The 24795-nt window shown below is 68.7% G+C and carries 27 protein-coding genes and 1 pseudogene; 16 read left to right on the top strand and 12 right to left on the bottom strand.

Annotated elements, in window-relative coordinates; translation table 11 throughout:
• Positions 1 to 43 precede the first annotated feature (43 nt).
• Both P6281_RS19970 and P6281_RS19965 read right to left on the bottom strand, forming a co-directional pair.
• The gene (locus P6281_RS19970; RefSeq protein ID WP_041298260.1) at positions 44 to 1099 is read right to left on the bottom strand and encodes a DNA topoisomerase IB; all 1056 of its coding nucleotides are present in this window, start codon (positions 1097 to 1099) and stop codon (positions 44 to 46) included.
• Positions 1100 to 1240: 141 nt separating this feature from the next.
• A complete protein-coding gene (locus P6281_RS19965; RefSeq protein ID WP_008259529.1) occupies positions 1241 to 1639 on the bottom strand; it encodes a heme-binding protein in 399 nt (132 codons plus the stop codon).
• A 324-nt stretch (positions 1640 to 1963) separates the two neighbouring features.
• Here P6281_RS19965 and P6281_RS19960 point away from each other — a divergent pair, with 324 nt between their 5' ends.
• From P6281_RS19960 to P6281_RS19930, 7 genes are read left to right on the top strand one after another with little or no spacing between them, the layout of a single operon-like run.
• Positions 1964 to 2503 (top strand): Na+/H+ antiporter subunit E, encoded by a 540-nt coding sequence (locus P6281_RS19960; protein WP_014942762.1) that lies wholly within the window; start codon positions 1964 to 1966, stop codon positions 2501 to 2503.
• Entirely contained in the window at positions 2500 to 2760 is a 261-nt protein-coding gene (locus P6281_RS19955) for a monovalent cation/H+ antiporter complex subunit F (protein WP_014383120.1), read from the top strand. Before P6281_RS19960 ends, P6281_RS19955 begins: the two co-directional genes overlap by 4 nt.
• A complete protein-coding gene (gene mnhG, locus P6281_RS19950; RefSeq protein ID WP_014712192.1) occupies positions 2757 to 3104 on the top strand; it encodes a monovalent cation/H(+) antiporter subunit G in 348 nt (115 codons plus the stop codon). The genes P6281_RS19955 and mnhG overlap by 4 nt, the downstream gene beginning before the upstream one ends.
• Complete coding sequence (locus P6281_RS19945; protein ID WP_014383119.1) at positions 3101 to 3400, top strand: Na(+)/H(+) antiporter subunit B; 300 nt, start codon at positions 3101 to 3103, stop codon at positions 3398 to 3400. The genes mnhG and P6281_RS19945 overlap by 4 nt, the downstream gene beginning before the upstream one ends.
• Complete coding sequence (locus P6281_RS19940; RefSeq protein ID WP_089152100.1) at positions 3378 to 4322, top strand: MnhB domain-containing protein; 945 nt, start codon at positions 3378 to 3380, stop codon at positions 4320 to 4322. Before P6281_RS19945 ends, P6281_RS19940 begins: the two co-directional genes overlap by 23 nt.
• On the top strand, positions 4319 to 4687 hold the full coding sequence (locus P6281_RS19935; RefSeq protein WP_014380866.1) for a sodium:proton antiporter: 369 nt from the start codon (positions 4319 to 4321) through the stop codon (positions 4685 to 4687). Before P6281_RS19940 ends, P6281_RS19935 begins: the two co-directional genes overlap by 4 nt.
• A gap of 4 nt (positions 4688 to 4691) precedes the next feature.
• Positions 4692 to 6434, top strand: a complete 1743-nt coding sequence (locus tag P6281_RS19930; protein WP_324738492.1) for a complex I subunit 5 family protein — start codon at positions 4692 to 4694, stop codon at positions 6432 to 6434.
• 1 nt (position 6435) lies between these two features.
• On the opposite strand, the gene P6281_RS19925 is transcribed toward P6281_RS19930, so the two are convergent.
• Complete coding sequence (locus tag P6281_RS19925; protein WP_009957448.1) at positions 6436 to 7239, bottom strand: SDR family oxidoreductase; 804 nt, start codon at positions 7237 to 7239, stop codon at positions 6436 to 6438.
• Between the two features lie 179 nt (positions 7240 to 7418).
• Here P6281_RS19925 and mbp1 point away from each other — a divergent pair, with 179 nt between their 5' ends.
• Together mbp1 and P6281_RS19915 are read left to right on the top strand one after the other, a co-directional pair.
• A complete protein-coding gene (mbp1, locus tag P6281_RS19920) occupies positions 7419 to 7655 on the top strand; it encodes a microaggregate-binding protein 1 (protein ID WP_008259513.1) in 237 nt (78 codons plus the stop codon).
• A 108-nt stretch (positions 7656 to 7763) separates the two neighbouring features.
• The gene (locus P6281_RS19915) at positions 7764 to 8051 is read left to right on the top strand and encodes a DUF3349 domain-containing protein (RefSeq protein ID WP_041785158.1); all 288 of its coding nucleotides are present in this window, start codon (positions 7764 to 7766) and stop codon (positions 8049 to 8051) included.
• 10 nt (positions 8052 to 8061) lie between these two features.
• On the opposite strand, the gene P6281_RS19910 is transcribed toward P6281_RS19915, so the two are convergent.
• The 3 genes from P6281_RS19910 to P6281_RS19900 all read right to left on the bottom strand — a co-directional run bounded on the left by P6281_RS19910 (position 8062) and on the right by P6281_RS19900 (position 10628).
• Positions 8062 to 8826: an endonuclease/exonuclease/phosphatase family protein gene (locus P6281_RS19910; protein ID WP_014385594.1), complete on the bottom strand. Its 765-nt coding sequence runs from the start codon at positions 8824 to 8826 to the stop codon at positions 8062 to 8064.
• 69 nt (positions 8827 to 8895) lie between these two features.
• A complete protein-coding gene (locus P6281_RS19905) occupies positions 8896 to 9678 on the bottom strand; it encodes a PIG-L deacetylase family protein (protein WP_014385593.1) in 783 nt (260 codons plus the stop codon).
• Complete coding sequence (locus P6281_RS19900) at positions 9675 to 10628, bottom strand: acyl-CoA dehydrogenase (protein WP_324738491.1); 954 nt, start codon at positions 10626 to 10628, stop codon at positions 9675 to 9677. Before P6281_RS19900 ends, P6281_RS19905 begins: the two co-directional genes overlap by 4 nt.
• A 203-nt stretch (positions 10629 to 10831) precedes the next feature.
• Between P6281_RS19900 and P6281_RS19895 the strand changes: the two genes are divergently transcribed.
• The gene (locus P6281_RS19895) at positions 10832 to 11410 is read left to right on the top strand and encodes a nucleotidyltransferase family protein (protein WP_009957454.1); all 579 of its coding nucleotides are present in this window, start codon (positions 10832 to 10834) and stop codon (positions 11408 to 11410) included.
• Here P6281_RS19895 and P6281_RS19890 read toward each other — a convergent pair.
• Together P6281_RS19890 and P6281_RS19885 are read right to left on the bottom strand one after the other, a co-directional pair.
• A complete protein-coding gene (locus P6281_RS19890; RefSeq protein WP_008259505.1) occupies positions 11404 to 11661 on the bottom strand; it encodes a DUF7218 family protein in 258 nt (85 codons plus the stop codon). The two genes, P6281_RS19895 and P6281_RS19890, sit on opposite strands and share 7 nt — an antisense overlap.
• 72 nt (positions 11662 to 11733) lie before the next feature.
• Positions 11734 to 13836 carry a catalase gene (locus P6281_RS19885; RefSeq protein ID WP_324738490.1) on the bottom strand — a complete coding sequence of 701 codons (2103 nt, stop codon included), beginning with the start codon at positions 13834 to 13836 and terminating at the stop codon, positions 11734 to 11736.
• Between the two features lie 210 nt (positions 13837 to 14046).
• Between P6281_RS19885 and P6281_RS19880 the strand changes: the two are divergent.
• The 5 genes and pseudogenes from P6281_RS19880 to P6281_RS19860 form a co-directional block, all read left to right on the top strand.
• A pseudogene (locus P6281_RS19880) lies at positions 14047 to 14799 on the top strand (chemotaxis protein CheB); the annotation flags it as partial.
• Positions 14796 to 15554 (top strand): STAS domain-containing protein, encoded by a 759-nt coding sequence (locus P6281_RS19875; RefSeq protein ID WP_201408005.1) that lies wholly within the window; start codon positions 14796 to 14798, stop codon positions 15552 to 15554. The pseudogene P6281_RS19880 and the gene P6281_RS19875, both read left to right, overlap by 4 nt.
• A 54-nt stretch (positions 15555 to 15608) precedes the next feature.
• Positions 15609 to 17450 (top strand): CheR family methyltransferase, encoded by a 1842-nt coding sequence (locus P6281_RS19870; protein WP_324738489.1) that lies wholly within the window; start codon positions 15609 to 15611, stop codon positions 17448 to 17450.
• Between the two features lie 147 nt (positions 17451 to 17597).
• Positions 17598 to 18761 carry a glycosyltransferase gene (locus P6281_RS19865; protein WP_014385586.1) on the top strand — a complete coding sequence of 388 codons (1164 nt, stop codon included), beginning with the start codon at positions 17598 to 17600 and terminating at the stop codon, positions 18759 to 18761.
• Between the two features lie 42 nt (positions 18762 to 18803).
• The gene (locus tag P6281_RS19860; RefSeq protein ID WP_014712180.1) at positions 18804 to 19886 is read left to right on the top strand and encodes a helix-turn-helix domain-containing protein; all 1083 of its coding nucleotides are present in this window, start codon (positions 18804 to 18806) and stop codon (positions 19884 to 19886) included.
• An 11-nt stretch (positions 19887 to 19897) separates the two neighbouring features.
• On the opposite strand, the gene P6281_RS19855 is transcribed toward P6281_RS19860, so the two are convergent.
• Positions 19898 to 20119 (bottom strand): hypothetical protein, encoded by a 222-nt coding sequence (locus P6281_RS19855; RefSeq protein ID WP_324738488.1) that lies wholly within the window; start codon positions 20117 to 20119, stop codon positions 19898 to 19900.
• Between P6281_RS19855 and P6281_RS19850 the strand changes: the two genes are divergently transcribed.
• Positions 20118 to 21083, top strand: a complete 966-nt coding sequence (locus tag P6281_RS19850; RefSeq protein ID WP_014380859.1) for an alpha/beta fold hydrolase — start codon at positions 20118 to 20120, stop codon at positions 21081 to 21083. The genes P6281_RS19855 and P6281_RS19850 overlap by 2 nt on opposite strands.
• On the opposite strand, the gene P6281_RS19845 is transcribed toward P6281_RS19850, so the two are convergent.
• Genes P6281_RS19845 through P6281_RS19835 form a run of 3 tightly spaced genes read right to left on the bottom strand, consistent with a single transcriptional unit; the run spans position 21078 to position 24735 of the window.
• Positions 21078 to 22424 (bottom strand): flavin monoamine oxidase family protein, encoded by a 1347-nt coding sequence (locus tag P6281_RS19845; protein WP_009957462.1) that lies wholly within the window; start codon positions 22422 to 22424, stop codon positions 21078 to 21080. The genes P6281_RS19850 and P6281_RS19845 overlap by 6 nt on opposite strands.
• Before the next feature lie 59 nt (positions 22425 to 22483).
• The gene (locus P6281_RS19840) at positions 22484 to 23599 is read right to left on the bottom strand and encodes a hypothetical protein (RefSeq protein ID WP_014385582.1); all 1116 of its coding nucleotides are present in this window, start codon (positions 23597 to 23599) and stop codon (positions 22484 to 22486) included.
• Positions 23599 to 24735, bottom strand: coding sequence for a phosphotransferase family protein (locus P6281_RS19835; protein ID WP_201408010.1), 1137 nt, complete (start codon positions 24733 to 24735; stop codon positions 23599 to 23601). The genes P6281_RS19840 and P6281_RS19835 overlap by 1 nt, the downstream gene beginning before the upstream one ends.
• Positions 24736 to 24795 lie beyond the last annotated feature (60 nt).

Here is a 24795-nt window from a genome sequence, read left to right as displayed (position 1 = left end):
CGGCGGACTCACAGCGAGTTAACAGCTGACGGTGGGGAATCGTTCATGCCGTCTTGCGCAGGCCGGACGATCCGTTGGCGCTGTCGGCCTTGGCCACGCGCCGGATCAGCATTCGGGTGGCCTTGTCCAGAATCTCCTGCGCCAGGTCGGGCGATTTGGCGCGCTCGGCGCGGCGCGCCGCCGCGGCGATGGTCAGACCCTGCTCATAGCCGGTGACGACGCGGGGATCCACGTAGGAACCGCGCGCCACCGCGGGCGTGTTGCCCAGCTCCTCGGCGACCTCTTTCATCACGGCGGCCTCGACGCGCTTGGCCACCCGGCCCGATACCGCCGGGTCGGCGTCGGCGAAGGCCGCGGCCGCCAGCACCGTCCCGTGCCACGTTCGCAGGTCCTTGACGGTGTAGTCGTCGCCGGCCAGCTCCTTGAATCGGGCGTTGAGGTCATCGGCGCGCACATCGATCCACCCGGAAGAGTTGCGGCACACCAGCAATCGCTCGGTGCGGTCGGGCCTGCGCATCAGCGCACGCACCGCGCGGACCACGTCGGGGTCCTCGATTTCCACGGTGCGCCGAACCCCGCTCTTGGCCGGAAAGTCGAATTCGACGGCGTCACGCCGGACAACCACATGCTCACATAGCAGGGTGGACAACCCGTAGGACTCGTGCTCCTCGGCGTATTGCTCGCCGCCGGCGCGGAAGTAACCGCGGTCGAGCAGCCGCAGCGCGAGCGCCAGCACGCGCTTGCGGGTCAAGCCGTGGCGCGCAAGGTCTTTGGCGATCTCGGCGCGGCACGCGGGAAGCCGCGTCGAAAGTTCCAGCACCCGGTCGAACTTCTCCTCGGCGCGTTCGGCCTGCCACGCGGAGTGGTAGAGGTACTGCCGGCGCCCGGCGGCGTCGACGCCGACGGCCTGGATGTGGCCGTTCGGATGCGGCGAGATCCACACCTTCTTCCACGCCGGCGGGATGACCAGATCCTTGATGCGCTGCAGGGTTTCCGGATCGGAAACCGGCTTGCCGCCCGGCTCGTAGTAGGAGAAGCCCTTTCCGCGACGCTTGCGCGCGATTCCCGGCTTGCTCAGCACGCTGCGACGCAGTCGCATCATCGGCCCTCCACTCCCGTTCGCCGCCCGCACCGATATTCGCCAGAAGTACCCGCCCGCAAAGCCGTTCACACGGGTGCTCGGGAGTCAACGCGGAAACGACCCGCCACAACGTCGTGGCGGGTCGTCTCGTGGGCTGGATCAGCCGGCCATGAACTCGTGGTAGGCCGACTCCAGGTACGGCGGCAGGGCGGTGACATTGCACTGCCGTTCGGTCTCGCCGATCGGCGCCAGGATGCCGCGCAGGTCGTAGTACTCCTGCGGGTGCCCGGTGAAGTAGCTGCGCAGGCTCGATGCGGCCTCGGGGCGCGGCTGGCCATAGGCGGCCGTCACCACCTGGTTGGCCCCGGGGTGCGCAGCCAGATACTGCTCGGCGGATCCTTGCACCGAGGAGACGGTGGAGTTCACACCGGCGGGGCTGCAGTCGGGTGCCGCGGCAGCCGACGGCGCGCCGACGATGCCCATGGCCATCCCCCCGAGCAGGCAGCCGGCGCTGACTCCGGCCACTCGGCGGCGCGCGACAATACTGCTGATTTTCATGATGTTTGTTGTCCTTCGAAACGAAATGGATTTCTTTCGACTGAGGCTCCCGATCCTCGAAATCCAAAGTAGCGGAGGCAAACAGTGGCGATGTTCGCTGACGACGAACGATCGGGCGCGCTTGGGCCGTTGAGGGCGCTCGCGGCCGTCTTTGCTAAGCGAACCGTGAAGCGGTCCGCAAATTTCTAAGAGAACGCACCCGTTCTTAACCAATCGTGATGTCGATCGTGACGCAATCGTTATTCGGGGTGCGACCCACCGTGGACGGTTGATCATGCCGTGCGACGGGTATCCCGGACCGTCCCCGCGATACGAGGGCGAAAGGTGGGCATCGGGGTGGGCATTGCGGCGCGTGCGCAGCGGGTGGTGGCGCTGACGGCGTGGGCTTTTGCGGTGTGGATCCTGCTGACCTGGACCCCGACAGTGGAAAACCTGCTGGTCGGCCTGGTGGTGGCGGTGGGGTGCGGGTTCGCTTTCGCTCCGCTGGGCCCGGTCGCCGGGCCGTGGTCGGCGTTGGCGCCGCGCCGCCTCGCCGCATTGGTGGCGCTCGCGGCCGCCTGTGCGGCGCGCATCGTGGCCGCCAACCTGTCGCTGTCGCGCCGCATCTTGTCGCCGTCGCGGCCGCTGCGCTCGGGCATGATCATCGCGCCGACCCAGGCGCGCTCCGACGGGGAACTCGCCGCGACGGGCCTGCTGACGTCCCTGGTCGTGGACAACCAGTTCGTCGACCTCGATCGCGGCCGGCACCTGTTGCAGTATCACGCGATGGCCGTGCCGCGCGGCCCGGCGCGGGAATCGGTGAACGGGCCGCTGGAGAGCCGAGTGATCGCGGTGAGCCGGTCTCGGGGCGGGAGAAGCGGATGAGCGGCGTGCTTTCGGGGGTCTGCATCGCGCAGCTGCTGGTGGCGTGCGTCCTGCTGATTCGGCTGGCGCGGGGGCCGTCGGTGTCGGATCGCGTGGTCGCGCTGAACACCATCTCCACGCAGTGCGCGCTGGTGGTGTTGTTCTACGCCGCCGTGGCCGACCGCGCGATTTATCTGGACGTGGCGCTGTGGCTGGCCTCGTTCAGTTACCTCGGCGCGCTGGTGTGGGCGCGGTACCTGGAGCGGGGTCTGCTGTGAGCTCCGTCGTCACCGACGCACTAGTGATCGTCTTATGCGTTGTGGGAGTGTTCTTTTCGCTGAGCGGGGCGATCGGCATCCTGCGCATGCCCGACGTCTACACGCGAATCCAGTGTTCCTCCAAGACAATCACCGCCGGCGCGTTACCGCTGTTGGCCGGTCTGGCGGTGGCCAAAGGGCCTTTCACCGAGTACGGCTCGAGGGCGCTGCTGGTCGCCGTGTTGCTCCTGCTGGTCAATCCGATCGCCGCGCACGCGTTGGCGCGGGCGGCGTACAAGACCGGGGTGCCGATGTGGCACGGCGCGGTCATCGACCAGCCCGAGGGGCCCGGAGCGGGCCGGTGACATCGCTGTGGGCGGTCGACTATCTGTGCCTGGCGCTGGTCGTCGGCTGCGCGGTGCTGGTGGTGTTCCTGCGCAGCATCACCGGTTCGGTGATGGCCCTGTCGGCGATGGGCACCGTGCTGGGCGCGCTGTTCGTGGTCATGGCCGCGCCGGACGTCGCGCTCGCCACGGTCGCGGTCGGCGCGATCGCCCAGCCGGTCCTGTACCTGATCGCCATCGGGAAGATTCGCACCGACGTTTTCGACCGGGGTGAGCTGGGCGAGGCCCTCGACGATGGTGGTGCCCGCGATGACTGATCGACGACCCCCGCGCGAGGCCGGGTGGCATCGCGCGGGGCTGGGCGGGCTGCTGGTCGGCGGTTTCGCCGCCGTGGTGGCCGTCGGCTTCACGGCCTTGCCCGACGGTTCAAACGCGTTGCCGGACATCGCAAGACACGCGATGGCGATCGCGCTGCCGCGGTGGGGGACCACCGAGGCGGTCAGCGAAGTGGTCTACGGCAGCCGGGCCTTCGACACGTTCGGCGAGACGTTCTTGTTGCTGGCCGCCGTCGTCGCGGTGCTGCTGCTCTCGCGGGGCCGCGAACCGCGATCGGAGTTCGTCGGCGAAGCCAGCGCCGGGCGCGCCGAGCAGGAGAAGGCCGACCCCGACGAAGGCCCCGACCGGCGGGAGTCACAGGCGCGTGCGGCGGAAGACCAAGAGCGCCGCGACGAGCCGGAGCCCGCCCCCGAGCACGCCGACGACGACGCGCTGGGCGCGCCCGCCCCGGAGCGGGCGGTCGCGATGACGGTGGTGGTGCGAGTGGGCGCGCGCGTCGCCGCGGTCATCCTGGCGGTCGCCGGGGTCTACCTGGCCGCGTGGGGCTACACGCCCGGCGGCGGTTTTCCCGCCGGGGTGGTGCTGGCGGGCTGCGTCGTCCTGCTCTATACGGCGCTCGGGCACCGCGCGGTGCGCGCCGCGGTGCGCCCGGCGACGCTGGAGGTCGCCGAAATGGCCGGCGCCGCAGCCATTGTCGGGGTTGGCCTGGTGGGCATGTGGCTGACCGGTTCATTCCTGGACAATTGGCTTCCGCTGGCGCCCCAACAGACGATCCGCGCCGGTGGCACGCTGCAGGTGATCTCGGCCGCCGAGTTGGTGGAGGTGGCCACCGGCATCACGATCGCGGTGTTCGCGTTGCTGGGCATGAGACATGACTGGACACCCGACGAGGACGAATCATGATCGTCGCCAACTACGTCGCCGCCGGGGTGTTGTTCTGCCTCGGTTTGTTCGCGGTGACGTCGCGCCGCAACCTGATCAAAATCGTCCTCGGCCTGTCACTGATGGAGTCCTCGACCTATCTGCTGCTGGTGTCGATGGCCTATCGCAACGACTCGACCGCGCCGGTGCTCGCCGGGCTGCCGGGCGGGCGCACTCAAAAAGACCTGGTTGCCGGGAATGTGGCAGATCCGGTGCTGCAGAACTTCTGCATCACCGCGGTGGTCATCGGGGTGGCCATCACCGCGGTGTTCTTGACGGTGGTGGTCCGGGTGGCCCAGCACTACCGCAGCGTCGACGCGGCGGACCTGACCGAGCTGCGGGGCTGAGCCGGTGCCGACGCCCGCGCAGCTGCTCCCGTTGCCAGTGGTGCTCCCGCTGATCGGCGCGGTGCTGGCCGCGCTGGCCGCCCGGCGGGCGCCGCGGGCGCCGCTGTGGGTGGCGGTGACCGCGTTGAGCGCATCGCTGGCGGTGCTGCTGGGCGTCGCCGCGCGCGTGTTCGCCGGTACCGGTCATCTGTTGACGCACTTCCTGTCCAACGAACACCCGGTGCGGGGCGCGTCGCTCGGAATCGCCTTGGTGGCAGACCCTTTCGGGCTCACCTTCGCCACGCTGGCCGCCGGGGTGGGCATCGTGTTGGTGGTCAGCGCGCTTTCCGAACTCGGAGACCTCGGCCGCCGAGAGCTGGGTGGCCTGGCCTGCCTGGTGCAGCTGCTGTTGGCCGCGCTGATCGGGGCCGCGCTCACCGCCGACACGGTCAATCTGTTCGTCTGGTTCGAGGTGGCCGCGCTGGCCAGCTACGGCCTGACCGGTTTCTTTCTGGAACGCCCCATCGCGGTGGAGGCCGCCTTCAAAAACCTGGTCCTCACCAGCATCGCCGGCTTCTCGGTTTTCATCGGCAGCGCGATGCTCTACTCGGCGACCGGGGCGCTGAACTTCGTGCAACTGCACGGCGCCGTCGCCACCGGTGCCACCAGGGCGACGCTGCTCGCGGTCGCGTTTCTGGTGGCGGGCTTCGCGACCAAGGCCGGCCTGGTGCCGTTCCATGCCTGGCTGCCCGACACTCACACCCCCGTCCCGGGCGCCGTGTCGGCGCTGTTCTCGGCGCTGATGGTCGACCTCGGGGTGGTGGCGCTGGCCCGCCTCAGGCTGCAGGTATTCGTGAACCTGCCGTCGCTGCCGGCGCTGCTGACCGGACTCGGCCTGGCCTCGGCGCTGGTCGGCGCGGCGATGGCGTTGCTGCAAGACGACCTCAAGCGATTGCTGGCCTGGGACACCGTCGCCCAAACCGGAGTCCTGACAACGGGATTCGCGAGCAGGACCGCGGACGGCGTCGCGGGTGCGGTCTATCACCTTGTCAACCACGGACTGTTCAAGGCGCTGCTATTCCTGTGCGCCGGCGCGGTGGTGCACGCCACCGGGCTGACCAAGCTCTCCGAGATGGGCGGGCTGGCGCGTCGGCGTCCGCTGCTGACCGCGGCGTTCACGGTCGGGGTGTTGTCGATCGCCGGCCTGCCGCCGCTGAACGGCTATGCCTCACTTGGCTTGATACACAAGGGTTTGTCCGACCGGCCCGCCGTGCTGGGCTGTGCGCTGCTGGCGCAGGTCCTGACCGTCGCCGCCCTGGGGCGCGCCGCATACCTGGGCTTCTACCGCCGCCGGAACCGGGCATACGCCCATTTGGAGCCGATCCGGCCGGGCATGAAGGCCAGCCTGATCATGTTGAGCGCGTGCTGCCTGGGCTTCGGCGTGCTGGCCGGCCCGTTCGTCGCGCACGTCGCCGGCCCTGCTACCGCCGGGCTGCTCGACCCGGCCGGATATGCGGCGGGCGCCCTGGGGTCGGCGGTCACGCTGCCGAACCCCGGCGTGGGATTTGGCTATTTCGAACCCAAGACGTTGGGAACCATCGCCATCGAGCTGATCCTCGGGGTGGCGCTGCTGGTGCTGGCGCTGCGGCGCGACGGCGTTGCGCGATCGCTGGGGTGGCTGCGGCGCGTCCACACCGGGAGCATCAACGACTACGCCGCGTTCGTCACCGGCGGGATGATCGTCGTCAGTTGTGCGCTGCTGCTGTGAGCTAAGCCCCGCCGGGTTTTTCGCCGTCGGCCGCATGGTGCCCGTCGGTGCTCGGCGCCAATGTCCGCAGCCACGTGTCGACGTCGGGACCGACGACCACCGCGTGCCCGGACGCCAACAGCGCCCCGTTGGCGAGCGCGGCCACCGCGGGCCGCACGGTCCGCACCTGCCGGCCATCGCCTTGCTGGGCAAGCAGTTTCGATGTCAGTTCGGGCAGGCGAATGGGGTGCGGGCCGGTGATGGTGCGCGGGGTGTGCGACTGTCCCAGCGCCGCCTCGACGAGCACGTCGGCGACGGTGTCGGCGGCGATCGGCTGAATCAGCCAGTCCTCGACGATCACCTCGTCACCGTCGCAGCTCACCGCATCGCAGTGGGTGGCGCATTCATACCACTGGGTGGACTTCACGATCGTGGTCGGCACCGGGCCGTCGAGCACGATGTTCTTCGCCGCCCGTTTGCCTTCGTAGTAGGGGATGCCGTCGAATTCCGGGTCGTCGATGCCCGCGATCGTCGGCACCACCAGGCGGTGCACCTCCTGGATGGCACAGGCGCCCACGATGTTGTGCGAGGCGGTGGCCAGAGATTGACCGATGTCGGACGGCTCGGGCGGCACCGGATCGGACACGTCGATCGCGACGTCCACCCCCTGGAGCGCCTCGCACAGGTCCAACCCGCTGAACACATCGACGCCCTGCTCGCGTGAGATCTCGACCACCGCGACGTCGCGCGACCTCAGCCGGGCGACAACGCGGGACCCGGCCGTGCCGGTGGCCCCTATCACGGCGATGGTGGTCACCGCCTTCACCCCCCTTCGCGCCGCCGGCTAGTACTACTACCCGGTAAAAGCCCGTTCAAACCGACCGATCGACGCTCCGATACGTGGGGCGTGGATGCGACGGCGGGGCGTTTGGCGAGGCGTGCGGCGGGAACGCCCTAGGTGCCATCGAGCGCAAGCTCACTCACCACCGAGAGGGAGGTCGACCCATGGGGGACCAGAAGAGCGGGCCGCAGGAAGCGGTGCAGGGCGCCGTCGAGGGCGTGAAGGGCAAGGCCAAGGAGGTCGGCGGGGCCGTGCTCGGCCGTGACGACCTTGCCGACGAGGGCCGGGCCCAGCAAGACAAAGCCGACGCCCAACGCGACGCGGGCAAGAAGGAAGCCGAAGCCGAGTCGGCGCGGGCCGGCGCGGACGCGGCCGAAGAGCGCCAGAAGAAAAACCAGTAAGCCGCTTGCTCGACGGGGCGGGTCCGGGCCCGGTTTCAAACCGCCGCGCCCGGTTATCCCTGCCGTGTCCCGCTGGAGCGGGCGGGCGGTGGATGAGCGAGGTGGAACATGAACCTTCAAGCTCGGGTGTCCAGGGTTGTCGCGTTTCTGCGTGCGGGCTGCCCGCCGCTCGCCCCGGCCACGGGGTACGCACCGCTGCTGGCGTTGTTGCCGCGACGGGTGGCCGACGACGAGGTCATGGCCATCGCCCGCAAACTTGTTGCGCCCCAGCGTCACCCGGTCGACAGCGCCGACGTCGGAGTGGAGATCATCAGGGTCACCGGCGAGGCGCCGTCGACGTACGACATCGAGCGTGTCCTGGGTGCCATGAAATCGGCCGGCGATCGCCCGTGCTGACGCCGCGGGCTCAGACTCGCTGGAGGTCGACCACCAGCGGTCGGTGATCGGAAATCGGCATGGGGCTGGCGTCGACCGCTCCGCCGCACAGCCGGGGATCGTCGGTCAAGATGTGATCGAGCTGGCGGTTGGGGTTATCGGCGGGAAACGTTTCGGCGGTGGCCAAGGCCCGCATACCCGACCAGCGGCCAACGGTTTTCGGCGTCATGTTCAGGTCGCCGGTCAGCAGCCGTGGACCGGGGAAGCCGCGCAGGTCATGAATCACCCGCAGCAGCTGGCGCCTGTTCCAGCCCGGAACGAAGGACAAATGCGTGTTGGCCACCGTCAGCCCGCCCATCGGGGTGCGCAGCTGCGCGATGACCGCCGCCCGCGGCTCCTCGTCGACGATCATCACCCGGTTGGGGCCGGGCAGGTACATCGGAAACCGCATCGGGATGCGGGGCAGTCGCAACACCTGCCAACTGGCCACGGGGTATCGGGACAGCAGGGCGATTCCGTACGCGGCTGTCCCGGGTTGTTCCCGGCCGGTGGCGGCCATCCAGGTCGCGCCCGGGGTACCGGAAATCGCCGCCACGAACCGGTGCTCGACCGCGCCCATGGCCTCGGCCGCCGCGGCGGTCAGGTCGGCCCGCTCGGAGCGTGGCTGATCGCAGTCGACCTCCTGCAGGCTGAGCACGTCCGGATCGAGACGGCGCACGCAATCACGCAGGCGCGCAACGTCGACACCGTCCCCGATCGTGCGGCCGTGCAGGATGTTGAAGGTCGCCACGCGCATAGGTTTTCACCTACCCACTTTGCCGCCTGGGCACTCACCGCGGCATTTCGTCGCGGGTCGGCGCGGGGGTCACCGGAATACGAGTTCCCCCATCGCGGCGCCCACCGCGAGCAGCCGCGCAAGCACGAAACCCGGCAAGGTGGGCGAGGATTCCCCGCCGGCGGGCTCGAGTTGGCTCCGATAGCATTGCGCCGCGCGGCGTTTGCGGCACATCGCCCAACTCGGTGACGGCACCGAATAGGCCCGGTCCCACGGCACCGCGGGATCGGCGACGCGCGCCCAATGCCACATCAGCACCGGATATTCCAGCAGTGTCGTGCCGGTGCGGGCGCACGCCGCGGAGGCAGCGCGCCCGGCGGCTTCGTGATCGGGATGCCCGTCGCCCCGCCACGTCGCCGCACACCAGGTCGCCGGGCCGCCACCGTCGAGGATCTCCGCCAGCGTGTCGGCCAGCGTGTCCTCGTGATCGGTCAGCTCACCGTCGGGAAAACCCAGCGAGATCGGGCTGGGGACATTCAAAAGGCTGGCCGCCCGGCCCAATTCGTATCTGCGGATGGTTGCCATACGAAGTCGGTCCGTGACCGACACATCGGGCTGGGCAGCCCCGCCGTCGCTGACCGAGACCACCTGAACGTCAACCCCCAGCGCGGTCAGCTGCGTGGCCATCGCGCCCAGGCCGAGGGTTTCGTCGTCGGGATGCGGGGCTACGACGATCAGCCGTCGGCACTCCGCCAGATCCAGTGTCGGCAGGGGACTTTCGGCGAAAGCGGCCAGCCACAACGGCACCGGTGTGCCGCCGTGGGTCAGCGGATCGGCCGCGAACGCGCAGTTGCCCGCCGGCACGGTTTTCACGGCGCCCTCATCGCCTGTCTGCCCGCCAGCTGCCCGAGTTCGGCCAGGTCCCGCTCCGCATGGCTCTGCCGGATGTAGATGCTCAGGTCGGCGACCCGTTGAGCGTGCCGTCCGTCCTGGCACAGCGGGCCGGGGCCCAGGGCCCGGCCGGTGCGCGTAATCGCTTCGTCGACAGCGTGTTCCACGACCGTGCGGACGCGGCGGGCCAGCAGTTGCGCGGTTCCGGATCGGTCGAACGGATCCGCGTCGACCTGCGCCGCGGCCTCGGCCAGCATCGCGTCACTGGCGGCCAGCGCGGCGTCCACCGCGCCCAGGTGCGCCAGCGAGTACGCGTCGGCGGATCGGCTTGCGGCGCAGCGGTATAGCGGGTCGGCGACCCTGCGTGCACCGCCGAGCCAACAGGCGGCGACACCGATTGCGCCGTGCCAGAAGCCCGGTCGATTCAGGTAGGCTCCGGGGTCACCCACGGCGACGGCCTGGGCGTTGGTGAACTGGACCGGCCTGGTGTCGCTGCCGGCCATCCCCGCGTTCCACCAGGTGCTGGGCAGGGCCTTGACGGCGGGGTCGGTCACGGTCACCGCGAACAGGCCTTGGGTCCCGTCCTCGAGCCGCGCCGTCACCAGCGCATGCGTGCAGAACCCGGCGCCCGCGCACCAGACCCTGGTGCCGTTCAGGGTGAACGCGCCGTCGACATCGGTTGCCGTCAACGCCGTGTCCGGCGCTTCGGCGGCCCACACGCCCCACAGCTGACCGGGGTCGGGGGGCTTGCCGCCCAACTCGTGCAGGATCGCGACCGCATCCACGTGCGACTCGGCGATCCTGGCCGCGACGATGTTGTCCTCGGCCAGCCGCGCCAGCCGCTGCCAGCGTTCGGCCGTGCGTCCCGACGCGGGCAGGGGAAGCTCGAGCCGTCCGGACTCGAGCCAGTGCTCGACCAGCCCCGCCGTCACGCCGGGCCGCCCACCGGGAGCGTTCCCCCTCGCCTGATGGGGTCGGGGGAGGGGGCCGAAATCACGACGGCCGCAGCATCGTATGAACGTGGCACCGCGGTTGACATAACGGACGATTTCCCCGTTGCGCGCAAGTTAAACGGCCTTACGACCGCCCGTCGTCAGGTTGCCGGTCCGGCCCGCGGGGTATCACCTAATGCACCATGGAACCCCTCGACGCACATGCCGACGCAACCAGCTGCGCCTCGCGGTTGCGGGAGGCGCTGAGAGGCGCCGCCTCGGCGCTCAAGGAACATGGGCCGCGCTTCGCCCTGGCCGGCAGCTATGCGTTATGGGCTTACGGCGCACCGGAACCCAGCCACGACGTGGACCTCGTGGTGGCCGAGGCCGACGTGGAGACGGCGGTGGCCACCCTGACCAATGCGGGCTTCGCCATCGAACGTCCCCCGGAGGATTGGTTGTTCAAGGCCCGCACCGGCGACACGCTCGTCGACGTCCTGCATCGCATCAACGGCGTGCCCGTCGACGCCGCGACGCTGGATCAGGCCGAACAGCAGGAGGTCCTGGCGATCGGCATGCCGGTGCTGCCCCCGACCATGGTGCTCGTCCAGCAGTTGCGCTCCCTGGGGGAGCATCACTGCGACTTCGGCCGGTTGTTGCCGGCCGTGCGCGCGGTGCGTGAACGCCTGGACTGGCAGCGCATCGAGGCGGAGACCGCCGAAAACGATTACGCGGTCGCCTTCTTGGTGCTGGCCGACCGGCTCGGCCTGTCGCGTCAGTGATTACGCAGCTTGGCCACCAGCTTGTCCTTGGTCAGGCTCGAATAGCCTGACATGCCAAGCTCTTTGGCCCGCTTCTTCAGTTCCGGAACGGTCCAGTCCTGGTAAGACCCGGACTTGCCGCCCTTGCGGCCCACCGAGGACTTGCCCCGGCCGGCGGCCGCATTCGAAATCCGCGCGGCCTTCTCCTTGGAGTCGCCCTTCTTGCGCAGATCCTGGTACAGCTTCTCGTTCTTGATCGACGAACGCGGCATGATCCATCCTCCTGTCCACGATGAGACACCTTTTCAGTTATGCCCGCCCCGGCCGCGGGGAAAACACCGGCGCTAGGCCGGAACCGGGTCGGTGCGCCGTTGCCAGCAACGGTGTTGGGCGAGCGCGCCGGCGAATTCCTCGACGAAGCGATCGGGCAACTCGTCGGCGGCGGCCTTGGTGGTGATGACGGACTGGTCGTTGAGCACGTCGGTGTCCTCGGCGAGGCGGTTGGTGATACCGGCGGTGCGCAGCAGGTCGACGCCGGCGCCGTACGCCCCGATGGGCTTGAGGTGCTTGTAGGCCTCGGTCACGAAGTGCACCGCATACCCGTCGTTGGACAGCGTCGCGATCGACCGCGGCCCGCACGCCACCACGACCGCGTCGTAGAGCACCGACGCCATCGTCGTGAAGGACCGGTCGACGGGCAGTTCGCCGCCGGATCCGCCCTCCAGTGTGCCGCCGGCCACCGGCGCCAACACCTCGACCACGGCCCCGCGCTGTCCCATCAGCTCGATAAAGCGCTGTGTCCCCACAACATCGACGCCGTTGGCGGCCAGCACGGCGACCTTGCGCGATTCGATGGTGTCGCCGGCATCGGTGACCTGTGACAGCGCCGGTGAGGCGGTCACCGTGTCGACCTGCTCCTCGGGCGGCGCGGGAAGCCCCAGCTTCGCGGCCACCTGGGCGGCCAATTCGCCGTCGACCCGCGCGAGCTGTGCCACCACCGCCGAACGGATCTCGGGCGTCTCCACCTTGCCGAGCTCGAAAGCGAACGCGGCGACGATGTGTTCGGCCTCCACGCGCGTCATGCTCATCCAGAACATCCGCGCCTGGCTGTAGTGATTCTCGAAGGACTCGGCCCGCTTACGCATGGTCTGCCCGTCGAGCCGCTGGGTGTAGTGCCGGAACACGTTCTCGTCGGCCAGCGCTGGGCAGCCGCCGCCGATGGTGTTCTTGTAGTAGCTGGAGCGGCCCTGCGGAATCGCGTGCTGTCCGTAGCCGTCGTGCTGGTTGGTCCGGACCTCGGCCACCGGCCGATTGATCGGCAGCTGGGCGAAGTTGGGGCCGCCCAGCCGGATCAGTTGGGTGTCCAGGTAGGAGAAGTTGCGGAACTGCAGCAGCGGATCGTTGGTGAAGTCGATGCCGGGCACCACGTTCGCCGTGTGGAACGCGACCTGCTCGGTCTCGGCGAAGAAGTTGTCCGGGTTGCGGTTCAACACCATCTTGCCAACCGGGCGCACCGGAACCTGTTCCTCGGGAATGATTTTCGTCGCGTCGAGAAGATCGAAATCGAAGCTGAACTCGTCCTCCTCGGGAACGAGCTGGACGCCGAGCTCCCACTCCGGGTACTGGCCCGACTCGATGGCCTCCCACAGGTCGCGGCGGTTGTAATCGGGGTCTTTGCCGGCGATCTTTTGGCATTCGTCCCAGATAAGTGAGTGCACGCCGAGCCGCGGCTTCCAGTGGAATTTCACGAAAGTGCCCTCGCCGCGGTCGTTTACCAACCGGAAGGTGTGCACGCCGAAGCCCTGCATCATCCGGTAGCTACGCGGCAATGCCCGGTCCGACATCAGCCACATGATGGTGTGCAGCGTCTCGGGCTGCAGCGCCACGAAGTCCCAGAGCGTGTCGTGGGCCGACTGCGCCTGCGGAATCTCGTTGTGCGGCTCCGGTTTCACCGCGTGCACGAAATCGGGGAACTTGATGCCGTCCTGGATGAAGAACACCGGGAAGTTGTTGCCCACCAGGTCGTAATTGCCTTGTTCGGTGTAGAACTTGGTGGCGAAGCCGCGCACGTCGCGCACGGTGTCGGCCGAACCCCGCGAGCCGGCCACCGTGGAGAATCGCACGAACACCGGGGTCTGCAAGCCTGGAGTGGTCAAGAATCTCGCCGCGGTGTATTGCGCCAACGAGTCGTCGTACGGTTCGAAATAGCCGTAGGCGCCGGCGCCCCGCGCGTGCACCACGCGCTCCGGGATGCGCTCGTGGTCGAAGTGGGTGATCTTCTCCCGGGCGTGAAAGTCCTCCAGCAGCGTCGGTCCCCGCTCACCGACCGACAGCGAATCGTCGGTGTGGTCGACGCGCACGCCCTGCTGGGTCGTCAGGTATCCCGTGTCGTGGCGGAACCGTGCGGATTCCAGGTCGCGCTGCTTGGGATTCTGGTCGGTGGCCATGGCCTCCCTCTCTGCCTGATGTGGAATCGGGACTGATTAGCTGTGATGGGCCGCTCAACGGTGTGGGGTACCACAGCGAAACCGGTGTAAAACGGCCCGAATCCAGCCTGTCCATCGCGTCGACGGTTGCCTACCATCGATCGGGGTAGACGGAAGTGGTGATTGCGGCGGCGGACGGTGGCGACCTCGAGGGCGACCTCCAGGGCCTCCGATCGCCACCTGCTCGTCTCCGACCATCACGTCCTGCTGTCCCAGGGGCCCACCGAGAACGGGCATCGGCCGGCTATCAATGCGTTGTTCCGATCGGTCGCCGTAGCATTCGGGCCCCGCGCGATCGGCGTGCTGCTGTCCGGCGTGCTCGACGACTCCGTGCTGGGAATGGGAGCCATCCGTGCCCGAGGCGGCACCGCCATCGGCCAGTCACCCGAGGACGCATTGTTCCCCGCGATGCCCGTCAACGCCGCCGAGGCCGGCGTGGTGGATCGGCAGGCCGACGCGGCCGACATCGGAGCGGTCCTCAAAGAGCTGTCGCACCGAGAGATAGAGGGTTTTGCCATGGAGCGCGACGCCGCGATGGAGCTCGAGAACCGCATCGCCATGAGGTCGCGGTTCGCGACCGACTTCGACACGGAAAAACTGGGGTCGCCGTCCGGCTACACCTGCCCCGATTGCAACGGTTCGCTGGTTTCCATCAGTGAGGGCAACTTCCGCTGCCAGGTCGGCCACGCCTGGACGGCCGAAGCGTTGCTCGGCGCGCGGGACAACGAGCTCGAGGGGGCGCTGTGGATCGCGGTGCGCAGCCTGCAGGAAAAGGCCCGGCTCGCAAGGGACATGGCCGACAGGGCCGGGCCGGGACTGCTCGTCCGCCGCTACGCGGCGATCGCCGAGGAAACCGAACGCGCGCTGCACGTGCTCAGCGACCGGCTGTCCGGCGCCGCCCGGCAGCCAGGTGACGCCGGATGACCGGTCGCAGCCCCGCTCCGCGGATAGCGCTGGAACCCGTTGAGGATGCCGCCATCCTGACGGTGCAGGGAGTGCTGGACAGCTCCACCTATCGAACGATCCGCGACGCCGTGATCAAGGCCGCGATCGACGCGCCGCGCGCGGTGATCGTCGACATCAACGGGCTGCATGCGCCGTCAGCCTCGGCGTGGACGGTGTTCACCAGCGCTCGCTGGCACGTCAGCGTGTGGCCGGACGTCCCGATCCTGCTGGTGTGCGAACAACCGGCGGTGCGCCGCGCGATCACCAGGGCCGGGGTCACCCGATATGTGCCGGTGCATCCGGATCGCAAGCTCGCCCTGGAGGCGGTGCACGGGCAGTCGGTCAAGGTCCGACGGCGGGCCCGCACCGAGCTGTCGCGATCCAGCGCCAGCATCGATCTCGCCCGCACCGTGGTTGCCGATTGGCTTACCAACTGGGACATTCGCGAGGTGATCGCGGTCGCGGCCACCGTGGCCACCGTCTTCGTCGAAAACGTCCTCGACCACACCGAGAGCGTTCCGGTGCTGATCGTCGAGAGCTACCAAGACATCGTCTCCGTCGCGGTCGAGGACAACAGCCCGCAGTTGCCGGCCCGGCACGAAGATGCCGACCGCGGCGCCCACATGGTCTCGGGTCTGGCGATCGTGTCCGCCGTGTCTCGGCGATGGGGGGCCACCCCCACGCTGTCGGGCAAGACGGTCTGGGCATTGGTCGGTCGGGAAAACCGCCTCTGATTTCGCGAGTAGTGTTCAAGTCCTTCGTCGAACCGTTGTCGGACGGGACTTGCATTGGAATCCACCACTGACGAGGCTTTCGAGGCCCTGTTGCGCTATATGCGCGATTCGCGGGGCTTCGACTTCACGGGCTACAAGCGCACCTCACTGATGCGCCGCGTCCGTCGCCGGATGGACCAGGCGGGTTACACCTCGTTCGAGGAGTACCTTGACTTTCTGCAGGCCAGCTCGGACGAATTCACCGCGCTCTTCAACACCATCCTGATCAACGTCACGTCGTTCTTCCGCGACGCGGAGGCCTGGGACTACGTGGGCGCCGAGGTCATCCCGCGGCTGCTGGCCGAGCGGGGACCCGACGACCCGATCCGGGTGTGGAGCGCCGGATGCGCGTCGGGCCAGGAGGCCTACACGCTGGCCATGATGCTGGCCGAGGCGCTGGGAGCCGAGGAGTTTCGCCAGCGGGTCAAAATCTATGCCACGGATGTCGACGAAGATGCACTCGGCGAGGGGCGCGGGGCGTCCTACGACGCCAAGGCGGTCGAGTCCGTGCCGCCGGAAATGCTCGGGCGCTACTTCGAGCAGGTCAACGGCCGCTACGTCTTTCGCAAAGACCTGCGCCGGGCGGTGATCTTCGGCCGCAATGACCTGGTCACGGATGCGCCGATATCACGGGTCGACCTTCTGGTGTGCCGCAACGCGTTGATGTATCTCAACGCGGAGACGCAGCGAAATGTGTTGGGGCGTCTACACTTTGCGCTCACGCCCCAGGGCACGCTGTTTCTCGGGCACGCCGAGATGCTCCTCAGTCATGGTGACCGATTCACGCCGGTGAGCCTGAAACATCGAATCTTCCGCAAGGCGGCCGGGACCCATGTCGGCGCGGATCGCTACGAGCCGGGCGGGGCGTTCTACGAACGCCACGCGGAGCTGCCGGGCCTGGCGACCGTGCGCGACCTGGCCTTCCGCGCCAGCCCGGTGGCCCAGATCGTGGTGACCGGCGAGGACACCGTCGCCATGATCAACCAGCAGGCCGAAACCCTGTTCGGCCTCTCGGCGCGCGACATCGGCCGGCTGCTGCGTGATCTCGAGGTCTCCTATCGTCCGGTGGAGCTGCGCGCCTACGTGGAGCAGGCCAAGGTGGAGCGCCGTCCGTCGCGGATCCAGGACGTCAAATGGCAGCGGCCGGGCACCGAGACGGTGTGGTTCGAGATCCACGTGAATCCGCTCGTCGACGCCGAGAACGGTCTGCTCGGCGTGTCGATCGTCTTCTTCGACGTCACCGCGACGCGGGCTCTCCTGGACAAGGTCGTGCAAACCAACCGCCAGCTCGAGGCCGCCTACGGAGAGCTGCAGTCCACCAACGAAGAGCTCGAAACCACCAATGAGGAACTGCAATCCACGGTCGAGGAACTCGAGACCACCAACGAGGAACTGCAGTCCACCAACGAAGAACTCGAGACGATGAACGAGGAGCTGCAGTCCACCAACGACGAACTGCAAACCATCAACGACATGCTGCGCGAACGCAGCCTGGAACTGGACGAGGCGAAGAGCTTCCAGGATTCCCTGGTCGACTCGATCCAGAGCGGCATGGTGGTGGTGGACCGCGAAATGAAGATCGTTCTGTGGAACCGCGGCTGCGAAGACCTGTGGGGGCTCCGCGCCGACGAGACGCTCGGGTCGCGGCTGACCGCCCTCGACATCGGCCTGCCGCTCGACGGCGTGCTGCCGTTGATCGGGAACGCCTTCGTCGACCCCGACACCTCCGGGGAAGTCGTGGTGGACGCGGTCAACCGGCGCGGGCGCCCCGCTCGGGTGCGGGTCACCTGCACGCCGTTTCGTTCGAACATCGGCACGGTCGGCGGCGCCCTGCTGCTGATGGAGGTTCTGGGCTAGCAGTCCACGCCAGCACACGTGTGGTCCATCAACCGAATTCCCGGCCACCAAACGAAGCGGTGATCTTGTTCGTTTCGCGGACGCCCCAGGGTGGTATGCCCAGGTGATGTCGGGGTGGATGGATGACGTGCGCGGAGGGAACCGCGAGTGAAGATCGCAATCGTCAGCGGCGATGACGTGGTCGGGGAGGACCCCGAGCAGCTGGGCGCCGCGCTGACCACCCAGGGGCACGATGCGGTGGTCTGCCTGCGGCAAAACGGCCGGCGGCGTGCCAGGGCCGGTGCCTGCCGCAGCGTGTCGGTTCCCGTCGGTCCGCGCGCCGCGGCCTCCGCCACCGACGTGCTGCCCTACGTCGGGGACTGGGCGGCCAGACTCGAGCGGGTCTGGTCGAAGGAACAACCCGACGTCGTGCACGCGTACGGGTGGCTGGGCGGGTTGGCCGCCCAGCTGGCCGCACGACGTCAGCGTGTCCCGGTAGTGCAGACGTTCTTGGGCCTCGCCACGGCATCAGGCGCCCACGCGGGGAATGGGAGCGAACGCCGGCGCATCGAGCCGTTGCTGGCGCGCGGCGCCGCCTGGGCGACCGGCGAGAGCAGCGCCGACGTCGACCTCCTGGCCCAACTGCGCCGCAGCCGGGCGCGGGTGTCCGCGTTGACCTGCGGGGTGGATTCCGAGCGATACACCCCGGCCGGTCCCGCAATTGCCCGTGACGGGCTGCAGCGTGTTCTCTGCATAGCGCCGAACCCCCTGCAGCATAACGGTTTTGACATTGCGATCAGCGCGCTGTACCGCGTCCCCGGAGCGGAGTTGGTCATTGCGGAAACCGAGGCGACCAACCCCGCGCACGACGACGCGCGGGCCCAGCTGCAGTATCTCGCCAAGGAATTCGGGGTTGCCGACCGCGTCCGCTTCGCGGGCACGATCCCCGGCAACGAAATGCCGATGTGGGTCCGGTCCGCCGATGTCATGGTGTGCACCCCTCGCGAACCGTTGCGCCCCTCGACCGCGTTGCAGGCCATGGCCAGTGGCGTGGTGGTGGTCGCCGCGACGGTGGGCGCCCTCGCCGACGTCGTCCTCGACGACATCACCGGCGTCATACTGCCCCCGGAGAATCCCGTCGGCCTGGCAGCCGCGCTGAGACGGCTTCTCGCCCAGCGCTTTCAGTGCGAAAGCATGGGCGCGGCCGGACGCAGCCGCGCACAGTCACGCTTCGCATGGGAGCGAATCGCGCTCGACGCGCTGAATGTCTACCAGAGCCTGGGCGCGCAGGGCCGGGCATCCACAGATCTGTCCTCGACGGCGGCACGGTGATGCAATGACGAGGCTGCCCCCGGTCTTTCCTCCGAGCCGGCCATGACCACCGCGACCCGCGCGACCGCCAGTTTGCCCTCTGGGGGGCTCCTGGGTTCCGCGGGCGAGGAGACCCGGGCCGAGTACCGCCCCGCACGTCCCGAGCTCGGAGGTGAGCACGAGCACGGGGTTCAGCCAGTCGCGGTGGAATACAAGCAGTTTCGCGGCATCGATGCGCGGGCTGCGCGCCGGCTTTTCGCCGCCGCCTATCGGCCGGGCTGGCGGCTCTCCGGCTTCACCGGACACTGCGCGGTGTCGCATCGGCGCCGGGACACCGGATCGATGACGGTGGACGAGGTGGCGATCCAGGGTCGATTGACGCTCGAGATCCCGGCGGGCGACACCGTTGTCGTCATACAGCCGCGCGCGGGATCGTTGAGCGTCGCGGGCGGCCCCTCGGCGACCGCGGACTTCCCCATCCTCGTCGCGCACGGCATGTCGTGTGTATTGCACTGCAACGGGGCACGTTTCGATGTGGTTGTCCTCGCGGCGGAGGTGCTGCACGCGGTCGCCGCCGAATGGCACACGGCGCTGTCGCAACGGACCCAGTTCTTGAAGTGGCGACCACGTTCGCGTGCCGCCGTGCGGGCCTGGCATCGCGCGCTCGACTACGTGTTGACGACGTTGGCGTGTGCCGACACCGCCCAGCAACCGATGATCGCCGCGGGCATGGCCAACCTGTTGGCCGGCGCGCTGCTCGAGTGTTATCCATCCAATCTGACCGAGCAGGATCCGGGCGGCGACGGCACGCTGCCCGAAACGCTCAAGGAGGCGGTGTCTTTCATCCACCGTCACACCACCGAGGACATCGGCATCAACGATGTCGCGGCCGCGGTGCATCTGACCCCCCGGGCGGTCCAGTACCTGTTCCGCCGCCAACTCGACACCACACCCACCGAGTACATGCGCCGTGTCCGGCTGCGCCGCGCCCATCTAGAGCTGATCGCGGCGTCGGCGGGCACCTCGACCGTCACCGAAATCGCCCAGCGGTGGGGGTTCGCGCACACCGGGCGGTTCGCGGTGCTGTACCGGCAGACCTACGGGCAAAGCCCCCACACCACGCTGCGCCAGCAGACCCCGGCGTGACGGCCGCGCGATCAACCGCTCACCCGGTGCAGCAGTTGCTTCGCGGCATAGCGCCCACCGAGCACCGCGCCGGTCGCGGTGGCCGGAGCCGGGCGGATCCACGTCCGTACGTCGGTCAGCGCGATGTGGTACCCGAAGAGCCGGATTTCCCAAACCCATACCGAATGTCGGGATAAAATCGTCTCATCCTTAGCTGCGGCGACGGGGCCGTGTTCGAGGGGGGAGCGGCGCATGAGTGCTCGACGGGCGGTACGCGCCTTTGACCCGTTCCCCGAACGGCTGCCACCGAGCGAGACCCTGCCGGTCCGCGCGGCCGACGGCACCTGGCTGCACGCGGAGGTGTTCGGGCCTGCTGACGGTTATCCGATCGTCTTGACGCACGGCATCACGTGCGCGATCCGCGCGTGGGCCTACCAGATCGTCGACCTGGCCGGCGACTACCGGGTGATCGCGTTCGACCATCGCGGGCACGGCCGCAGCGGCGTACCGCGGGCCAAGGCGTACAGCCTCAAACACCTTGCGTCCGATCTGGATTCGGTGCTAGACGCGACGCTGGCGCCGCATGAACGGGCGGTGGTGGCCGGCCACTCGATGGGCGGCATCACGATCGCCGCGTGGTCGGAGCGCTACCGGCACAAGGTTCCGCGGCGCGCCGACGCCGTCGCGCTGATCAACACCACGAGCGGCGACCTGATTCGCAACGTGCAACTTCTCGCGGTGCCCCACGGGCTGTCGCCGGCGCGGGTGCTCGCCGGGCAGGCCCTCATCGGCGTCTTTGGTGGGTTTCCCGTCCCGGGTGCGGCCCGCATCCCGAGCCGTTATGTGGTCGCGATGCTGGCGACCGGGCGCGACGCCGACCCGAGCATCGCCCGCCTCGTCTACGAGCTCTTCGAGAACACGTCGCCGCGGGGCCGGGCCGGCTGCGCGCGGGCGCTGGTCACGTCGATGGGGTCCCGCTATCTCGACCTGAGCGGGCTGACGGTGCCGACGCTGGTCATCGGCAGCGAACGCGACCGGCTGACACCGATCAGCCAGTCCCGCCGGATCGCACGCGACGTGCCCAATCTGATCGGTCTGGTGGAGCTGCCCGGTGGGCACTGCTCGATGCTCGAGCACCCGCGCGAGGTGAGCCGCCAGCTGCGCACGCTGGCCGAAGCGGCGATCCACCAATCGGCGACCAGCCGGATCAGCTCATAGCAGCGCGGTGATCTCGGCGGCCGCACGCTGGCCGGACCTGATCGCCCCGTCGAGGAACCCGGTCCATTCGTCGGCGGTCTCGGTGCCCGCCCAGTGGATCGGGCCGACCGGTTCGCGCAGCCACCGCCCGAACCGCGTCCACGACCCCGGCGGCACCGCCGCGGTCGGGCCGCCCGGCGCGAATTCCTCTGCGCCCCAACGATGATCGACGTAGTCGAGCGGTTTGAGTGCGTCGTCACCGAAAAGCGTTGCAAAGCAACGTAACACGTCGCGACGGCGCTGGTCGCCGGGCAGTGAGTCGAAGGCGCGGGCGTCGACGAAACCCATGAGGATGCCCGGACCGTCCGGGTGCGGGCTGACGTCGAACGTGATGAAAACGGGGCCCCGGTCGGACAGCGCCTGCCCGGAAAAGCCGTTGGCCCGCCAAAACGGCGTGGAATAGGCCGCGTACGCCTTGCTGAGCCGGCCCTGCGGCCAATGCCGGGCGAGCTGCTCGTACTCGGCGGGCAACGGGGGAGTGAACTCGATCGAGGCGCGATGGGCCGGCGGGATCGCGACGATGACGAAGCCGGCCTCGGTCTCGCCGACATCGGTCGTCACGGTCACGCCCGCACCGTGGCGTTCGATGCGCCGCACCGGTGCGCCCAGCACCACCCGCGTGTCGAGTTCGGCGGCCGCGGCTTCGGCGATCTGTTGCGTGCCGCCGGGAAAGCGGTCCTGTTGGGCGCCGTCCTCGACGTCGAGCAGTCGGTCCAGGCCGCCGGCCGCGTGCGCGTAGCGGGCGGCGTGCAGCATCGACACGTCGTCGGGCTCGCACCCCCAGGTCACCCGCGCCACGATCGCCAGCAGGTCGCGCGACGAGGCGGTTGCCCGCACCGAGCGCAGCCAGCCGCCGAGCGACAGGCCGTCAAGTTCGCGCGCCCGGCGGGCGTCCCACGGGGCCGCCAGCGGGACGCCGCGGGCGATCCGGTCGAACTGCCAGCGCAGCCGGCCGATGTCCAGCAGCCCGGTCAGGGACAGCTTGGGAATGGTGCCGCGATACGCGTGCGTCCAGCCGCGCCAGTGGATCAGGTTCTTGCCGTCGTGGTGCGTGGGCGTGGTGGGGACGTCGAGTTCGGCCGCCATCGCCAGCACGGCGTCTTGGGTCGGCCCGACGAAAGTGCCGCCCAGATCGGCCGGCAATCCGGCGACGCTGCCGGTCAGCGACCGCCCACCGACCCGGTCGCGGCCCTCGAAGACCACCACGTCGTGGCCCTGCCGGTTCAGCTCGCGCGCGGCGGCCAGCCCGGCAAAGCCCGCTCCGACCACGACGACGTCGACGATCCGGGGCGGCTGTGACACGCGGTCTAGTGAACCGCATTTCTGCGAGTTGCAGGGCGAAATCGTGAAGCGCGGACCGGTTACGGCGCGACCGTCAGCCAGTCCTTGAATCCCGACGGGTCGTGGCGGCCCAGCGCGCCGTGCTCGTAGAGGCCCCAGCCCTCCACCGGTGGCTTGTCGCCGTCGCGGCACAGCGCCCGGCCGACATGGTCGATCACGCCGAACCCCGCGCGCGCGACGATCGCCGGGTCCGTCATGTCGTAGGTCAGCCGCTCGGCGAACTTCTCGCCCTTCCACATGCCGTGTATCCAGTCGGAATCGCCGCCGTAGCCGCCGCCGACGTGAATGGGGACCGGCAGCTTGGACTCCACGTCGAAGTGGACCTCGGTGCCGTCGGGGGAGGTGGCCTCGATGGTCGCGCCGGTCGGGATGCGGGTGCCCGAGCGGTAGTGGATCTTGACCCGCGGCCAGCCGAGCTGCTCGACGCGGCCGTCGCGCCAGATCCGGGTGCAGTCGTTGAGCGAACGGAACCCGTTGGGCTCCTCCTGAATGATCAGGACGATCGCGAAATCGTCGAAGGCCATGGGCACATAGAGCCACCACATGCCCTCGAACGGCGGGTCGGCGGGCCGTCCGGCGGGCTCGGCCTCGCCGATCGGGCGGATGCCCCAGGACCGGTCGCGGCTGCCCAGCCAGGTGTTGGGGTCGACGGTGATTTCCTCCCCGTCGACGACGATGTGGCCGCTCCAGCTGCCGAGTTGCGCGAAACGCTGGGCGTCCAGCGTCACCCGGTTGCCCGAACGCAGGATGTGCGGCTGCTCCTGGACGACGTCGAACAACCCCTTCCAGGTGAGATCGGCTGCGATGCCTTCGGTTTCGTCGAGCACGATGCGCAGCCGGTGCAGCGGTTCGATGACCTCGATCCGATAACCGTTGACGTGCTGGTTGAGGCGGTCCTGATCGATGGCGTCCGAAACGTGCACGGCGGTCTGCGTGTCCCCGCGCCTGACGAGCAGGAACGCGTCCTTGACCCCGAGGTTGGGGTAGTAGCCGATGCCGCTGATGACGAAGATGTTCCCGGTGCGGTCGTGGGCGTTGAAGTAGGAGCGGTCGTAGAAGTTGCGGTCCGAGGAGCCCGGCCACGCGATCGGCTGGGGGATCTGGTGTACCGGGTATTCGTCGAGCGGTCCGAGCATTACTGGTCCTCTCCGATCAAACGTCGCATCAATCCGGCGTGGTAGAACAGCGATTCGACATCGTCGGGCTTTTCGGTCTCGCCGAAGTGCACGCGCCGCGCGCCGGTGCGCATGAACACGCACGCCCACATGACGCCCGAGTACACGTAAAACCAGTGCAGGTCGCCGACTTCGACGCCGGCCAGGCGCGCGTAGGTCGCGCGCACGTCGTCCTCGCGCATCACCTCCGGCAACCCCGGCAGCGTCGCCAGGCCGGCGAGTTCTTGAAAGACCATGTGCGCGAATATCATCCACGCCACATCCAGCTCGCGCGGCCCCAGCGTCACCATTTCCCAGTCCAGCACCGCCACGGGCGCGAAGTCTTTGTACAACACGTTGCCGACGCGCGCGTCGCCCCACAGCAGCACCGGCTCGGCGGCGGCCGTCTCGGCCGGCCAGTTGGCCTCCAGCCAATCGAAGGTGCGTTCCAAAAGCGGCGATCGCCCGATGTCGGGCACGGCGAAGTCATACCAGGACCGCACCCAATTGAAGTGCTTGCGCAGCGCGGTGTCCCCGATTTGTCCCTCGGTGAGGAAGCCAAAGGTGTTCTGCGCGTCGGGAATCGAGTGTAGCGAAGCCAAGACGCCGACGGTGGCGTCTTGCAGTTCGCGCTGCCGTTCGGCGGGCGCGTCGGCGAACCAGTTGCCGCCGAACGTGTAGGGCATGACGTCGGGCGGCACCTCCCCGTCGACGTAGTCCATCACGAAGAACGGTGTGCCCAGGACGTCACCGGTGTTCTCCAGCCACCGCACCCGGGGCACGGGCACGTCGGTGAGTTCGCCGACCTTGCGGATGACGTCGAATTGGTGGTCGAGCCGGTAGGTCGGGAAGACCTGCACGTCCTCGGCGGTGGGCGCCACCCGCGCCACCAGCTTTTGCTCGGTCGGTTGCCCGTCCTGCTGCCAGCGGACGGTCAAGATGATCGTCTCCGACGACATGCCCGTCGAATCCACGCCGCTTTCGACGGTCACCTCGGGTTTTGCGCCGTAGGGCAGTACGGTGGAGAGCCAGCGCGACATCACCGTCGGCAACGTGGTGACGTCGCGGCTGGAGCGCTGCAGCCGGTCGACGTTGTCGACTGCCGGTTCAGTGGCCACGGGGAGTGCCTCCATCCTTTGAGACTTTTTCGCGGCAATTACGATACGGTAGGTAGCGTT

The organism is Mycobacterium sp. 5-140-3-2 (genome assembly GCF_035666375.1).
Classification (GTDB): domain Bacteria; phylum Actinomycetota; class Actinomycetes; order Mycobacteriales; family Mycobacteriaceae; genus Mycobacterium; species Mycobacterium intracellulare.
Note: the sequence above shows the minus strand (reverse complement) of the source record. Positions and strands in the feature narration are given on the sequence as shown.